Below are 14,084 nucleotides of genomic sequence, written 5' to 3'. Positions count from 1 at the left end.
TGCGCCGGTCGATTCGCAGCCCGGAGGCAGCGCATGCCCGCATTCGCCCGCCCGCATTGCTTTGCGTCCGCCCTGCTGGCTGTGCTGCTGGCGGCGACGGCGGCCGGGGCCGGTCCGCAGACCAGGCTGGTGGCGGGCACGGACGGTGTGCCGATCTGCGTGGCCGAAGCCGGTGACCCGCAGGGTCCGGTGCTTCTCCTGCTGCATGGATTCGGGCAGTCACATGCCGTGTTCGCGCGCCAGTTCGGTGGCGAGCTGGCCCGCGACTTCCGGCTGATCGCGCCCGACATGCGTGGCCACGGCTGCTCGGGCAAGCCCTGGACCGACGCGGCCTATGCCGGTCCGGCGCCCTGGGCCGGGGATCTCGCCGCCGTCCTGCACGCCAGCGGCGTGACCCGGCCGGTGGTCATCGTCGGCTGGTCGGCCGGTGGTTACTGGGCCATGGACTACCTGCGGGTGCAGGGCGTGGCTGCCGTCGCGGGCCTGGTGCTGGCCGGATCCCACGGCGGGCTGGCGACCGCGGAAATCGATCCGGGCCTCGAGGCAAGGCTGGCGACCGGCCGTTCCGCCGCGGCCGCCTATCCGCTGGACATCGACCAGGCCATCGCCCAGGCCCGGCAGGCCCCGGGCCGGATGGCTGCGCAGCCGCTGCCGGAGGACATCGCCCGCGTCATGTCGGCCAGCACGCTGATGCTCCCGGCCTACGTGCGCCGGCACATGAGCGGCTGGAACCTCGACAACACCGACCTCGCCGCGCGGCTCAGGCTGCCGTTGCTGTTCATCGTCGGCAGCGCGGATGCCGTTGCGCCGCCGGCGCAGGTCGAGGCGGTGGCCGCAGGCCTGCCCGCGGCCGAGGTGCGCGTCTACGCCGGTGCGGGCCATGCGACGTTCGCGGAGCAACCTGCCGCCTTCGATCGCGACGTGGCCACCTTTGCCCGCCGGGCCTACGCCGCCACCGGGATGCCGCAGCCATGATGCCCGGCAGCCGGCGCCGCTTGCTGGGCGGACTCGCCGGCCTGCTGGCGCTCGCCATGGCTGCGGTGGGCCTGTTCGCCTGGGCGATCAGCCATGGATGGCTGGAACTGCCGATGAACGAGCTGGAGGCACGCTACCGCCTGCCGCAATCCCGGTTCCTCGATGTCGACGGCGTGCGGGTGCACTACATCGCCAGCGGCACGGGGCCGCCCGTGGTGCTGCTGCATGCGTCCTGGCTGAGCCTGCGAAGCTGGGACGCACTGGCCGATATCCTCGATGACCGGTTCCAGGTGATCCGCCTCGACCTGTCCGGTGCCGGCCTCACGGGCGACGATCCCGGCGGACGCTACGGCATCGAGCGCAACATGGAACTCATGGAGGGCGTGCTGGCCCACCTTGGCCTGGAGCGCTTTGCGGTGGTCGGCACTTCCTCCGGCGGCGTCACGGCGTTCCGCTACGCCGCGGCCCATCCGGAGCGGATCGAACGCCTGGTGCTGATCAATTCCGCCGGGCTGCCGCGCACGCCCGCCAGCAACCCCAACAAGCCGCCGCCTGGGGGCATCCTTGGCTGGTTCCAGACACGCTGGCGGCCCTGTTCCTTCTGGGAGCGGTCGCTCGGCGCGAACTTCGTGCCGCCGCACCGGCCGTCGCCGGAGCTGGTGCAGATGACCTGCGACATGAACCGGCGCAGCGGCTGGCGCGATATCGGCATGCGATACCTCGCGGCGTTCCGGACCGGCGATCCCCAGGCGGTGCTGGCGCAGGTCCGGGCGCCGACGCTGGTGCTCTGGGGCCTGGACAACCGCACGCTGACCCACCTCGAGGCCGAGGTGTTTGCCTACTGGCTCACGGGCACCACGGCGATGATCCGCAAGTATCCGGGACTCGGCCACTACGCCTACATCGAGGAACCCGCCGTGGTGGCGCGCGACCTGCTGGCGTTCCTGTCGGGCGACCGCGCGGCGATCGCCGATGTCGCGGCGCAGGGCGTGGACCGCTAGGCCGGCGGCTCAGCCGGCCGTCACCCGTCGCCGGATTCGCGGAGCACAGGCGAGCAGCGCCGCCGCTGCCAGCCAGCCGGCGGCTGGCAACGGTATGGCTGGTACCCCGGCCAGGTTCGAGAAGTACACGGTGGTGTCGAGGGCCGCGTCGGAGGTGTCGGCGACGATGAAGCGCAGCGTGTTGCCGGTTGCATTCACCGTGCCGCCGAAGGTGAGCAGCGGATTGCCACCCGGCGCCAGCACCGCATCGAGTTCGGTGCCGGCGATGTACGCCATGTCGGGATGGCGGATATTGACCGGCCTGCCGCCGGTGATGGCGATATTGGTGCCGTTGAGGAACAGGCCGAAGCCGTCGATGTAGGGCGAGTCCACGTACTCGGGCCATTCCTCGGAGCCAAACACCACGTTGAAGGCCACGTGGTCGTAGCCCGGCTGCATGTCGAAGTGGATGATCAGCTCGGTGACGTCGAAGTGATCGAAGGTGTTGTCCGGTGGATCGAGGTCGGGCCGGTCGGTGATCGGATCGAGCAGGTCCTCCTGCCCGGGGGTTGCCGGCACACCGATTTCTGGGTTGTTGGGGTCAGGGGGGAAAACCCCGCCGTAGGCCCAGGTGGTGCCGCCTTCCGCATTCGGTCCATCGGCGTATCCCGTTGCCAGCGTACCCGTGAGCGACGACCCCACGGTGCTGACGCTGCCGGTGCTGAGCACGACGCCGGCGCCGATGCCATAGGTGCCGCTGGCATTGGCGTAGGTGCCGGAGGACAGGATCTCGAGCGGCGGTTCGTCGGGAATGGCGAAGCTGTCCCGGTTGCCGTTGAGGCTGATGCTGGTGACGACGATGCCCGAGCCACCGCCGCCCAGCAGGGCGTCGAGGAGCTGCTGAGTGTTCTGCGTGGCGGTGACGACGACGGCATGGGCCGGTGTCGCGAGCCAGCAGCCGGCGCAGAGGACGAGGGTGGCGAGGCGAAGTAACGGTGCGAGGGCATTCATTGTTGTTCTCCCGCGCGAGCTCCGGGCCGGTGGCCCGGGCAGCCTGTGGTATCGACTCTATTCCTGCGTTGCGGCTGCGTAAAGCGCAGCATTTCGATGTGTGCGACGCTTCAGAGAAAGATCACCCAAGCTATGGATTTCAAATAGGAAAACAAATGACTGGAAAGAGTGGGCAACAACCGGCTGGTGATCCCGTGTGGCGTCATGCCGCGTCGCTGCCGCATAGGCGGCTGACGCAGGGGGGCAGTGTAGAATCCCGGCATCCATCGGTATCTGGTTGCAGGGCGGCGCCATGCGCTCCGTACACATCGAGAGGCATCGCGCGGACCGCGTCGGCTGGCTGCGCGCGGCCGTGCTCGGGGCGAATGACGGCGTCGTGTCGGTGGCGAGCCTCGTGGTCGGTGTCGCGGCCGGGGGTGCGGACCCGGCGACGGTGCTGCTGGCGGGGATGGCCGGGCTGGCGGCTGGCGCCATGTCGATGGCGGCGGGCGAGTACGTGTCCGTCAAATCGCAGGCCGACACCGAACATGCCGACCTCGAGCGCGAACGCCGTGAGCTGATCGAGGATCCGGCCCATGAACTCGACGAGCTCACCGAGATCTACGTGAGCAGGGGACTCGACGAGCCCCTGGCGCGCCAGGTCGCCGTGAGGCTGACCTCCGTGGATGCACTGGGTGCGCACGCACGGGACGAACTGGGCATCACCGAGACCCTGCGCGCCCGGCCTGCCCAGGCCGCACTGGCCTCGGCACTGGCCTTCGCGCTGGGAGCGTTGCTGCCCCTCCTCGCGGCCGTGCTCGCGCCGACGTCCCGGGCAGGGATCGCCATCGTCGTGGTCACGCTGGCGGCCTTGCTGCTGCTGGGTGCCACCGCGGCCTGGGCGGGCGGCGCGGCACCGCTGCGCGGCGCCCTGCGCGTGACATTCTGGGGCGCCATCGCCATGGCGCTGACTGCGGGGGTCGGGCGCCTGTTCGACCTCGTCGGCTGACACGGGAAGGAGCGAGGATGCAACTCGGGATGATCGGCCTTGGCCGCATGGGCCGGAACATGGTGCAGCGGCTGCTGCGTGCAGGCCACGCCTGCGTGGTCACGGACCGGAATCCGGGACCGGCTGCCGAGCTGGCCCGCGAGGGTGCCACCGCTGCCGCCTCGCTGCCCGAGCTGCTGCAGCGGCTGGCGCCGCCGCGAGCCGTGTGGATCATGGTGCCGGTGAATGCGGTGCAGGGCGTGGTGGACGAACTCGCGCCGCTGCTGCAGCCTGGGGATTGCATCATCGATGGCGGCAACTCGCCCTTCGAGCATGCCATCCGCCGCTCCGGCGAGCTCGGCCCCCGCGGCATCGACTACATCGACGTCGGCACCAGCGGCGGCGTCTGGGGCCTGGAGCGCGGCTATTGCCTGATGATTGGTGGCCCCGTTGCCGTCGTGCGCCGCCTCGAGCCGCTGTTCCGTGCACTGGCACCCGGCCGCGGCGAGGTGGTGCCAGCCGCGCCGCCGGCCGCCGGCAGCACGGCCAGCGAAGGCTATCTCCACTGCGGCCCGTCCGGCGCAGGCCACTTCGTGAAGATGGTCCACAACGGCATCGAGTACGGGATGATGGCGGCCTATGCCGAGGGCTTCAACCTGTTCCGGCATGCCAACGCCGGGACGGGCGATGCCTTGCCAGACAACGCGGCGCGCTACCGCTACGACCTTGACCTGCCGGCCATCGCCGAACTCTGGCGTCGTGGCAGCGTGGTGTCCTCCTGGCTGCTGGACCTGACGGCGGCTGCCCTCGCGGCCGACCCGAAGCTCGCCGGTTTCCACGGACGTGTTGCCGACTCCGGTGAAGGACGCTGGACGCTGAAGGCGGCCATCGACACGGCGACTCCCGTGCCGGTGCTGTCCGCCGCGCTGTACTCGCGCTTCGATTCCCGCGGCGAATCCGACTTCGCCAACCGCCTGCTGTCGGCCATGCGCCAGCAGTTCGGTGGCCACAGGGAGCCCGGCCAGTGAGCGTTCCCCGCAGTGATGCGCTGGTGCTGCTGGGCGCGACGGGTGATCTGGCGCATCGCAAGATCTACCCGGCGTTGAAGGGGCTGGTGCGACGCGGTGCGCTCGATGTGCCGGTGGTGGGCGTGTCGCGCTCCGGCTGGGACCTCGGGCAGTTCCGCGAGCGCGTCCGCGACAGCCTGGTGCAGCGTACCGGGGAGGCCGATTCTCCCGAGGCCACGAAGCTCCTCTCCCTGCTGCGCTACGTTGATGGCGACTACAACGATGCCGCGACGTTCTCGCGCGTGCGCGAGAGCCTGGCCGGTGCGCAGAGGCCGCTGTTCTACCTGGCGATCCCGCCAAGCCTGTTCGGCCCGGTGGTGAAGTTCCTCGGCGCCAGCGGCTGTGCGGCCGGCGCGCGCGTGGTGGTGGAAAAGCCCTTCGGCCGGGACCTGGCCAGCGCGCGCGAGCTCAACCGCACCCTGCACGAGGTGCTGCCGGAAGCCTCCATATTCCGCATCGACCATTTCCTCGGCAAGGAACCGGTGCAGAACCTGCTGTATTTCCGCTTCGCCAACTCCTTCCTCGAGCCGATCTGGAACCGCAACTACGTGGAGAGCGTGCAGATCACCATGGCCGAGACGCTTGGCATGGAGGGCCGTGGGCGCTTCTACGACGAGGTGGGCGCGATCCGCGACGTGGTGCAGAACCACCTGCTGGAGGTCGTGGCGAGCCTGGCGATGGACCCGCCGGTCGGCTACTGGGGCGAGGCGCAGCGCGACGAGCGCATCAAGGTGCTGCGTGCCATCAGCCCGTTCAGCGGGCAGAGCCTGGTGCGCGGCCAGTTCCGCGGCTATCGCGAGGAAAAGGGTGTGGCGCCGGATTCCGAGGTGGAAACCTTCGCGGCCCTGCAGCTGCACCTCGATTCCTGGCGCTGGCAGGGTGTGCCGTTCTTCATCCGCGCGGGAAAATGCCTGCCGGTGACGGCGACCGAAGTCATGGTGATCCTCAAGGCACCGCCCCAGCAGGTGTTCGACGAGCCCGTGCCGCCGCAGTCGAACTACTTCCGCTTCCGGCTCGGTCCGGACAAGGTGGCCATCGCCGCCGGGGCCCGTGCCAAGGCGCCGGGCGAACGCATGGCGGGCGAGGAGGTGGAGCTCTATGTCTGCAATTCCTCGCCGGAAGCGCGCGAGGCCTACGAGAGGCTGATAGGCGATGCCATGGCGGGCGACGCCACGCTGTTCGCCCGCGAGGACGGCGTGGAGGCGGCGTGGGCCATCGTCGATCCCATCGTCAACCATGACGGCCCGGTCTATCGCTACGAGCCGGGCAGCTGGGGCCCGCGTGAGGCCGACCGCATGGTGGCGCCCTTCGGCGGCTGGTACGACCCGCCCGCAGACGGCGCTGGCCCGCGGGGCTGAGCACGCCGATGCGGGTGGTTGCCGGGCCATCGCCTGAAGCCGCTGCCGCAGGCGCCGCGGAATTCATTGCCCAGAGCCTGGCCGCGGCGCTCGTGGCCCGGGGGCGGGCCACGCTGGCGCTGAGCGGTGGCCATTCGGCGCTTCCGCTGCTCGCTGCGCTGGCACGCCAGGTCCTCGACTGGTCGCGGGTGGCGGTTTTCCAGGTCGACGAGCGCATGGCGCCCGATGGCGACACGGCGCGCAACCTCACCGCCCTGCAGCGCGCGCTGGTGGCGGAGGGACCGCTGCCCGCGGCGAACCTGCACCCGATGCCGGTGACAGACGCTGAACCGGCCGCGGCTGCTGCCGCATACGCGCAGCAACTGCGGGAGCGGGGAGGCAGCCCGCCGATACTCGACCTGGTCCATCTCGGTCTCGGGGCCGACGGGCACACGGCCTCGCTGTTCCCGGGTGACGCCGTGCTGCAGCTCACCGCCCGGGAGGTTGCCGTGACCGGCCCCCACGCCGGCTACCGGCGCATGACCCTGACGCTGCCCGTCATCAACGCAGCGCGTGCGCGGGTCTGGCTGGTCATCGGCGCCGGGAAGGCGGGTGTGCTGGCGGAGCTGGAGGGCGGGACGTCCGGCATGCCCGCCGCGATGGTCGCGCGCAAGGACGCGACGGTGTTCGCCGATGCGGCGGCGAGGCCGCTCAGGCCAGCAGGTCGATGACGGTACCGCGTGCCTGGTCGGCGCGCTTCACGGCATTGGCGTTGGCTTCGGCCGCCATCTCGGCCTGACGGCTGCGCACCAGGGCGCCACCGAGGTCGGCGGCGCCGCCGTCCACCGCGGCATGGGCAACGGTCCGGGCCTGCTGGCGCAGGTCGGCCAGCGAGCGGCGCATCCCGGCCATGCCGATGGAATAAGTGGCGAAGATTGCATCCGCCATCGCAGCCCTCCACACAACGACAGGGCCGATGATAGGAGCCGTCGTGCGGCGATGCCGCCGCCACCGGACATAAACGCGGACCCACGCGGCATTATCCGCAGCGAAACCGCGCGCCGGATGCGACGCGGCCTCCCGGGGACATAATGCGCCCGCCTGCGCGCTCAGGCCTGGCGTCGCTGCGGAAGGAAAATGGTGATGACGAACAGGGCGGCGAAGAGGCCGAGGATCGCCAGCATGGCCCGCGGGTAGTCGAACGGGTGCAGCCAGACTTCCTCGTAGAGGCCGTATTTCGGCAGGGATTCGCCGAAGGTCATCCAGAGTATGGCCTTGGTGGGGATCGCATAGCGGATGGCGGCCATGACGCGGGTGAACTTCAGCAGGCGCCACAGCAGGTAGAGCCCCCAGATGGTGAGGCCGCCCACCACGACATAGCTGGCGGGGCTGGAATAGCCGATGAAGCGGGGGTCGGCAAGGAACAGCGCGGCGCCGTAGCAGAACCAGGTGACGTACACCGTCTCGATGAAGGTGATGCGGCAGAAGTTGCGGCCCTGTGCCGATTCGGGCCGGCCGAGATCGATGCGCAACAGCCGCTGCAGCCACAGGAAGGCGTTGCAGCGGGTGTCGCGGTTCAGCGCGAAGAACAGCAGGGTGACGATGCAGATGCCGATCGAGCCCTGGATGAACAGCAGGTTGCTCGGCCAGCGTGTTTCATCCGCCAGCACCGGCATGGGCAGGCCGAGCGAGATCTCGTTGAAACGGAAGGCATACGCCGCCCAGCCTGTCCAGGCCAGCATGCCGGTGGCGAAGCCGATGAGCGTTCCGGCGACCTCCGAGCGCTGGCGGATGCCGTAGACCAGCAGTGCCAGTGCCAGCAGGCCCATGGGCAGGTACACCAGGGCCGGATCGACGAAGTCGGCGAGCCGCCGTGCCACCATCGACAGGCTGTGTGTCAGCGGCAGCGCCAGCATCACCACCACCAGTGCCACCAGGCCCACCAGCGGCGGCCGGTAGAGCCGGCCAAGGGTGCCGCGTTGCGCCGGCGTGTCCTGTGCTGTTCCCGCTGTCATGCCTGCCACTGCATTGCCTCCGTGGGATGGTTGATACACCGGCCTCCCTCGTGGCGTCAATCATGCGTGGCCATTGCCGCCGGCCCTGTCGTGCACGTACGCTGGCGGCCAGCGCATGAAACAAGGGTCGGCAACATTCCGCGGCGTGGTGTACTCCACGGGGCAGGGGCGCATGTGCCCGGCCTGCGGCCGCCCGCTGGCGCAGTGCGCCTGCGGGCAGGGAGTGTCGCGACCGGCCGGCGACGGCGTGGTCCGGGTGTCGCGCCAGACACAGGGCCGCAAGGGCAAGGGCGTCACGGTGATCACCGGCCTGCCGCTGGACGATGCCGGGCTGCGGGTGCTCGCGGCAGAGCTGAAGAAGCGCTGCGGTTCGGGTGGCACCCTGCGCGAGGGCACCATCGAGATCCAGGGGGATCACCGTGACCTGCTGGTCCCGCTGTTGTCGCAGCGCGGTTGGACGGTGAAGCGTGCGGGAGGGTAGCATCCGCCCATGACGCATTTCTTCCTCCGTGCCGCCATCGCCTCGCTGGGCCTGTGGCTGGCGAGCAGCCTGCTGCCCGGGCTGCACTTCGACTCTGGCGGCTGGCTGATTCTCGCCGCCATCCTCCTCGGCATCATCAACGGCCTGGTCCGGCCGCTGGTGGTGATCCTCACGCTGCCCATCACCCTCATCACGCTCGGGCTGTTCCTGCTGGTGGTCAACGGCATCATGCTGGCGCTGGTCGCGGCCTTGCTGCCCGGCTTCGGCATCACTGGTTTCTGGGATGCGGTCTGGGGTGCGCTGATCGTCAGCATCGTCAGTGGCATCGGTTCGGCACTGTTCGGTCCACGGGGCGGCATCCAGGTGACGATAGACCGCCGATGAGCACAGGTTCCGTCCTCAGCCTGACCAGCCAGTACTGGAAACTCGCCGTCGGCGTGGCCGGATTGCTCGTCGGCAGCATCGCGCCGCTGTTCGAGGCCAGCGGCATGTCGTGGACCGTCGGCACGATCGTCGCCTGCGTCGGCTATGCCTTCACGCTGCTGGCGGTGCGCTGCCCTGATTGCGGCAGCCGCTGGTTCTGGCAGGCGGCCCTCGATGCCAGCGTCTATGGCCCGCTTTTCAAGGGCACCGCCTGTCCTGCCTGCAAGCACGACTTCGCGGACCCAGGCTGACCGCCGCCCGATTGCACCGGAGGAATCCCGCATGAAGACCGCCAGCGCACGCCACATCCTCGTCGCCGACGAGGCCACCTGCCGGAAGCTCCGCGAGGACATCGAGGCCGGGCAGGATTTCGCGACCGTGGCCCGGGCCCGGTCGCTGTGTCCGTCGGGCAGCGAAGGCGGCGACCTTGGCAGCTTCCGGCCGGGCGAGATGGTGCCCGAGTTCGACCAGGTCGTGTTCAGCGCCGAAGTCGGCCGTGTCCACGGGCCGGTGAAGACGCAGTTCGGCTATCACCTCATCGAGATCACCCGCCGCAGCGACTGAGCGGCATGGCGGCGCGGCAGCCGGCCATTCCGCGGGAGAATCGCCTGGAATACAGCGAGCCCAAGCCGTCGACAGCCTGGTTTGCCCTGGCGGTCCTCATGGTGGCGTATGCGCTGTCGTTCGTCGATCGACTGATCCTCAGCCTGCTGGTCGAGCCGATCAAGCAGGATCTGCAACTGACCGACCTGCAGGTGAGCCTGCTGCAGGGCCTGTCGTTCGCGGTGTTCTACACGCTGGCCGGCATCCCCATCGGCCGGCTGGTCGATGTCGGTCGTCGCACCGCGATCATCGCGATCGGCATCCTGTCCTGGAGCCTGATGACGGCCATATGCGGCGTCGTGCAGCATTACTGGCAGCTGTTCCTCGCCCGGGCCGGCGTCGGCCTCGGCGAGGCGGCCCTGGGTCCGGCGGCCTACTCGCTGCTCGGCGACCTGTTTGCGCCGGAGCGGCGCGGCATGGCGCTCGGCATCTTCTCGGCAGGCAGTTCGATCGGCGCTGGCCTGGCGTTGATCGTCGGTGGCCTGGCCATCGGTGCCATCGAAGGAGCCGGTGCACGGTCGCTGCCGTGGATCGGCGTCCTGCAGCCCTGGCAGCTGACCTTCCTCTATGTCGGCCTGCCCGGCCTGCTGGTGGCGGGGCTGGTGATGCTGATCCCCGAGCCGGCACGTCGTGATGAGCGGCCCGCATCCGCTGCGGGCACCGTGGCGATGCCGCTGCCCGAGGTGATCGGCCACTTCCGGCGACACGCGACGACCATCAGCCTGCACCATCTCGCCATGGGCCTCTCGGCCATGGCGGCCTACGGCATCCTGTCCTGGGCACCGGCCATGCTGATGCGCGTGCATGACTGGGGGCCGGCCCAGGCCGGCACGATGATCGGCAGTTGCGTGCTCGTCGCCGGCACCCTTGGCGTGGTGGCCGGTGGCGCGTTCAGCGACTGGCTCCTGCGCCGCGGGCGCGAGTCCGGCCGGCTCGACGCCGCGGTGCTGGCCATGGTCTGTGGTGCCACGGGCGCGGCCTGGTACCCGCTGCAGTCGTCACCGGCGGCGATCGCCGCCGGCTTCACGCTGGCGATGTTCGGCGCCTTCATGGTCATCGGCTGTGCCGGTGCGGCGCTGCTCGACATCACGCCCAACCGCCTGCGGGGCCAGTCCACGGCGGTGTTCTTCTTCGTCACCAGCGTGCTCGGCATCGGTCTCGGGCCGACTGCCGTGGCCCTGGTCACGGACCGGGTGTTCGGCCATCCGGACGCGGTCGGCAGCGCCCTGGCGATCGTCCCGGGCACGGCCTTCCTGCTCGCCGGGCTGTGTTTCCTGGCAGTGCGCGCACCCTTTCGCCGCAGCTGCCGCTCGCTGGCGGACGCGGCCTTACAGGCGCGGTGACCAGGCGGCAAAGGTCGGCGGCAGGAGGATGCCGGGCGCGGCGCGAACCACCTCCGGTATCGCGCGGATCACGGGGCCCGCGACGGCATACTGCATCGCCTTCGAGCGGTCGGGCATGCCCTCCGGCTCCACGAGGTCGATGCGCACGTCGATGCCCGGTGCGCCGCGGATGCGGATGTTCCAGCCATCGCCGTGGTCCCATCCGGGCAGCGAGCGGTCGGCGATCCACAGCATCTCGGTGGTGAAGAACGGCACGCCGTTCCTGCGGCCATGCCAGCGCCAGCGGAAGTTGACGACGCCGCCTGCCGGCGCGACGCCGGCAGGCAGGGTGACGTCATGATCGGCTATGCCGAACTCGTGGTCGGGAACGATATCGTCGAATTCGACCCGCAGCGCGTGACCGACGTAGGCAACCACCTCGGTGAAGATGTGGCGGAATACCCGCTGGATGCCGGTCTCCGTGCGGAAGGCGCCAGGCGGTCGGCCGATGCCCATCAGTTCGAAGAGGAAGCCGGGGGAGCGCACGGCGGAGACGTCGTAGATCTCCGTGAAGATCACGCGGTCGACCCGCGTGCAGGCCGTGGTCAGCGCCACCGACAGCCGCTCGGCCATGAATCCCGGATTGATGCCGGTGCCGAACAGGGTCGAGCGGCCCTGCCGGCAGGCGTCCTCGAAGCGCCCGGCGTAGGCCGCGCCGTGCGCCAGCGGATAGGTGTGGGCGGTGGTGGTGATGACGTTCTTGCCGGAGCGCAGGAGGCGGATGATGTTCTCGTCGTGGACATCGAGCGAGTCGGCTGCGTTCAGCGGCGTGTACAGCACGACATCCGCCGGGGTCGCGATGATGTCCTCGACCGAGCGGGTGGCGCGGATGCCGGTCGGCGGCCGGCGGGCAATCTCGCCGGCATCCTTGCCATCCTTGGCCTCCGAGTAGACGAGCAGGCCCGCCAGCTCCAGGTCCGGGTGGTCGATGACCTGGCGCAGGCAGGTCTTGCCGATGGCGCCGGTGGCCCACTGGATGATCCGGTACGTCATGGTGGCTGCTCCAGCCAGGCTGCACGCCAGCCTCCGGAAACATGCCGGGCACCATGGCCGTTGTCAAATCGATTGACAATCAGCGCCGTGGCTTCCTATCGTCCGGGGCACATGTCGCGGCTGCTGGAGGCGATCCATGGGTGACTTGAGCGGACGCACGGCGCTGATCGTCGGTGGCTCGGCGGGGATCGGGCTGGCCACCGCCAGGGAGTTCCTCGCGGCCGGCGCCCGGGTGGCCATTGTCGGGCGACGGCAGGAGCCGCTCGCTGCTGCACGGAATTCGCTCGGGGCGGATGTGCTGGCCATAGCCGCTGACGCGGGCGACGACGCGGCGGCGGCGCGTGTCGTCGACGACGTGCTGCGGCGCTGGGGCCGGCTTGATATCCTCGTCAACAACGCCGCAGTCAATCCGCAGGATGGCGCGCTGATCGACATGCCGCTCGACGACTTCGATGCGGTGATGCGCCTGAACCTGCGCGCACCCCTGGTGTGGAGCCAGTGCGCCTGGCGCGCCGCCATGAAGGAGCACGGCGGCGTCATCCTCAACATGGCCTCGCTCGGCGGCCTGATGCTCTACCCGGATATCGGCGCCTACAGTGCCAGCAAGGCCGCGCTGATCCATCTCACGCGGGTGCTGGCCGCGGAACTCGGTCCGGGCGTGCGGGTGAACGCCCTGGCGCCTGGCCTCGTCAGGACCGGGATGTCGGCCAGTGCCTGGGAGGGCGGGCGCGGCGAGCGTTTCGCGGCGCGTCTGCCGCTGCAGAGGCTGGGCGAACCAGTGGATGTCGCGCGCAGCGCCCTGTTCCTGGCGAGCGATGCTGCTGCCTGGATCACCGGGGAAACGCTGACGATCGATGGCGGCACCGCGGTGCAGGCGGGGCGCGGCCGTTCGCGTCAGCCAGGTGGCGACGGTTCGGGCAAGGCGAGATAGGCCTCGCGCAGCAGCGCGCAGCGCACGGCGCCGTGGCGCGCGCCGTCCCGGCCGGTACGGCCTGGGGCGGCTCGTCGGGCGCAGCAGCCGCCGATCCGCTGGCATTGCACAGCGACAGCAGGGCACTGGCGAGGCGCACCTGGTCGATGCGGGTGAAGCCGTAGAGCGCCGCCTGCTCGAACACCGACCGGGCCAGCGTCTCGACCGTCGCGGCGGGCATCTGTGGCCGCGTGTTGTCCGTCATGTTGCCGCCGCGGCGACTAGAACGAGCGCGCCGCCGCGCGTGCCTCCTCGATGCCGCCCTGCATCAGCGCGTCCACCTCGCCGGGTACCGGATGGGCCGTCGGCTGGATGCGGATCACGCGGATGTCCTCGAAGCCCAACCAGCGCCCGACATGCAGCAGGTAGGCCTGCAGGAAATCGGTCTTGGTGCCGCCATCGGCACGGGGGAATCCCGGCGCGTAGGCGCTGCCGCTGGCGATGATCAGCTGCAGGGGCTTGCCGCGCAGCTTGCCGACGTACTCGCCTTGCCGGTTGACGTAGAAGGTGAGCCCCGGCTGCAGGATGACGTCCAGGTAATGCTTGAGCCGGTAGGGCAGGGAAAAGTTCCACATCGGCGTGGAAATCAGCACCTTGTCGGCCGCCTTCAGCCGCTCGATCTCGGCGACGACGCCAGCCCACTTGCCGACCGGCTCCACGCCCTGCTCGCCGCGCATCAGCTGCGCGATGTGCTGCATCTTCTGCGCGGCGGCCTCGGCGTCGAAGTCCGGCAAGGCATGCTCGAACAGGCGCAGCTGTTCGATCTCGTCCTGCGGGTGGCTGCGCCGGTACTCGTCGACGAAGGCTGCCGCGGCGCGCGAGGAGAACGACTCCGCGCCCCGCGGGCTCGCCTCGATGTGCAGCAGCTTCGCCACGCGCC

At 70.0% G+C, this 14,084-nt stretch carries 17 protein-coding genes; 12 read left to right on the top strand and 5 right to left on the bottom strand.

Going from position 1 to position 14,084, the window contains the following annotated elements:
- The first annotated feature begins 33 nt into the window (after positions 1-33).
- Positions 34-975, top strand: coding sequence for an alpha/beta hydrolase (locus tag HRU81_09055; GenBank protein ID QOJ32237.1), 942 nt, complete (start codon positions 34-36; stop codon positions 973-975).
- Positions 972-1,976, top strand: a complete 1,005-nt coding sequence (locus HRU81_09050; protein ID QOJ32236.1) for an alpha/beta hydrolase — start codon at positions 972-974, stop codon at positions 1,974-1,976. Before HRU81_09055 ends, HRU81_09050 begins: the two co-directional genes overlap by 4 nt.
- 9 nt (positions 1,977-1,985) lie before the next feature.
- On the opposite strand, the gene HRU81_09045 is transcribed toward HRU81_09050, so the two are convergent.
- Positions 1,986-2,966 carry a hypothetical protein gene (locus HRU81_09045; GenBank protein QOJ32235.1) on the bottom strand — a complete coding sequence of 327 codons (981 nt, stop codon included), beginning with the start codon at positions 2,964-2,966 and terminating at the stop codon, positions 1,986-1,988.
- 292 nt (positions 2,967-3,258) lie between these two features.
- Between HRU81_09045 and HRU81_09040 the strand changes: the two genes are divergently transcribed.
- From HRU81_09040 to pgl, 4 genes are read left to right on the top strand one after another with little or no spacing between them, the layout of a single operon-like run.
- Positions 3,259-3,954 carry a VIT1/CCC1 transporter family protein gene (locus tag HRU81_09040; protein QOJ32234.1) on the top strand — a complete coding sequence of 232 codons (696 nt, stop codon included), beginning with the start codon at positions 3,259-3,261 and terminating at the stop codon, positions 3,952-3,954.
- 17 nt (positions 3,955-3,971) lie between these two features.
- Positions 3,972-4,961: a decarboxylating 6-phosphogluconate dehydrogenase gene (gene gnd / locus HRU81_09035; protein QOJ32233.1), complete on the top strand. Its 990-nt coding sequence runs from the start codon at positions 3,972-3,974 to the stop codon at positions 4,959-4,961.
- Positions 4,958-6,358 (top strand): glucose-6-phosphate dehydrogenase, encoded by a 1,401-nt coding sequence (gene zwf, locus HRU81_09030; GenBank protein ID QOJ32232.1) that lies wholly within the window; start codon positions 4,958-4,960, stop codon positions 6,356-6,358. The genes gnd and zwf overlap by 4 nt, the downstream gene beginning before the upstream one ends.
- A gap of 8 nt (positions 6,359-6,366) precedes the next feature.
- On the top strand, positions 6,367-7,068 hold the full coding sequence (pgl, locus tag HRU81_09025) for a 6-phosphogluconolactonase (protein QOJ32231.1): 702 nt from the start codon (positions 6,367-6,369) through the stop codon (positions 7,066-7,068).
- On the opposite strand, the gene HRU81_09020 is transcribed toward pgl, so the two are convergent.
- Positions 7,049-7,285 carry a hypothetical protein gene (locus tag HRU81_09020; protein ID QOJ32230.1) on the bottom strand — a complete coding sequence of 79 codons (237 nt, stop codon included), beginning with the start codon at positions 7,283-7,285 and terminating at the stop codon, positions 7,049-7,051. The genes pgl and HRU81_09020 overlap by 20 nt on opposite strands.
- Positions 7,286-7,446: 161 nt before the next feature.
- On the bottom strand, positions 7,447-8,352 hold the full coding sequence (locus HRU81_09015; GenBank protein QOJ32229.1) for a hypothetical protein: 906 nt from the start codon (positions 8,350-8,352) through the stop codon (positions 7,447-7,449).
- Positions 8,353-8,467: 115 nt separating this feature from the next.
- On the opposite strand from HRU81_09015, the gene HRU81_09010 reads away from it, so the two are divergent.
- From HRU81_09010 to HRU81_08990, 5 genes are read left to right on the top strand one after another with little or no spacing between them, the layout of a single operon-like run.
- Positions 8,468-8,833 carry a translation initiation factor Sui1 gene (locus HRU81_09010; GenBank protein ID QOJ32228.1) on the top strand — a complete coding sequence of 122 codons (366 nt, stop codon included), beginning with the start codon at positions 8,468-8,470 and terminating at the stop codon, positions 8,831-8,833.
- Positions 8,834-8,842: 9 nt separating this feature from the next.
- A complete protein-coding gene (locus HRU81_09005; GenBank protein QOJ32227.1) occupies positions 8,843-9,217 on the top strand; it encodes a phage holin family protein in 375 nt (124 codons plus the stop codon).
- Positions 9,214-9,507, top strand: coding sequence for a hypothetical protein (locus HRU81_09000; protein QOJ32226.1), 294 nt, complete (start codon positions 9,214-9,216; stop codon positions 9,505-9,507). The genes HRU81_09005 and HRU81_09000 overlap by 4 nt, the downstream gene beginning before the upstream one ends.
- A gap of 31 nt (positions 9,508-9,538) precedes the next feature.
- Positions 9,539-9,820 carry a peptidylprolyl isomerase gene (locus HRU81_08995; protein QOJ32225.1) on the top strand — a complete coding sequence of 94 codons (282 nt, stop codon included), beginning with the start codon at positions 9,539-9,541 and terminating at the stop codon, positions 9,818-9,820.
- A gap of 5 nt (positions 9,821-9,825) precedes the next feature.
- Positions 9,826-11,202: an MFS transporter gene (locus HRU81_08990; protein ID QOJ32224.1), complete on the top strand. Its 1,377-nt coding sequence runs from the start codon at positions 9,826-9,828 to the stop codon at positions 11,200-11,202.
- On the opposite strand, the gene HRU81_08985 is transcribed toward HRU81_08990, so the two are convergent.
- The gene (locus HRU81_08985) at positions 11,188-12,234 is read right to left on the bottom strand and encodes a dihydrodipicolinate reductase (protein ID QOJ32223.1); all 1,047 of its coding nucleotides are present in this window, start codon (positions 12,232-12,234) and stop codon (positions 11,188-11,190) included. The two genes, HRU81_08990 and HRU81_08985, sit on opposite strands and share 15 nt — an antisense overlap.
- Positions 12,235-12,370: 136 nt before the next feature.
- Here HRU81_08985 and HRU81_08980 point away from each other — a divergent pair, with 136 nt between their 5' ends.
- A complete protein-coding gene (locus HRU81_08980) occupies positions 12,371-13,165 on the top strand; it encodes an SDR family oxidoreductase (GenBank protein QOJ32222.1) in 795 nt (264 codons plus the stop codon).
- 260 nt (positions 13,166-13,425) lie between these two features.
- Here HRU81_08980 and HRU81_08975 read toward each other — a convergent pair whose 3' ends face one another.
- Positions 13,426-14,079 (bottom strand): NAD(P)H-dependent oxidoreductase, encoded by a 654-nt coding sequence (locus HRU81_08975; GenBank protein QOJ32221.1) that lies wholly within the window; start codon positions 14,077-14,079, stop codon positions 13,426-13,428.
- Positions 14,080-14,084: the final 5 nt, after the last annotated feature.

The sequence above is a fragment of the Gammaproteobacteria bacterium genome (assembly GCA_015709695.1).
GTDB lineage: Bacteria > Pseudomonadota > Gammaproteobacteria > Steroidobacterales.
This window is presented reverse-complemented; position numbering and strand designations above follow the sequence as displayed.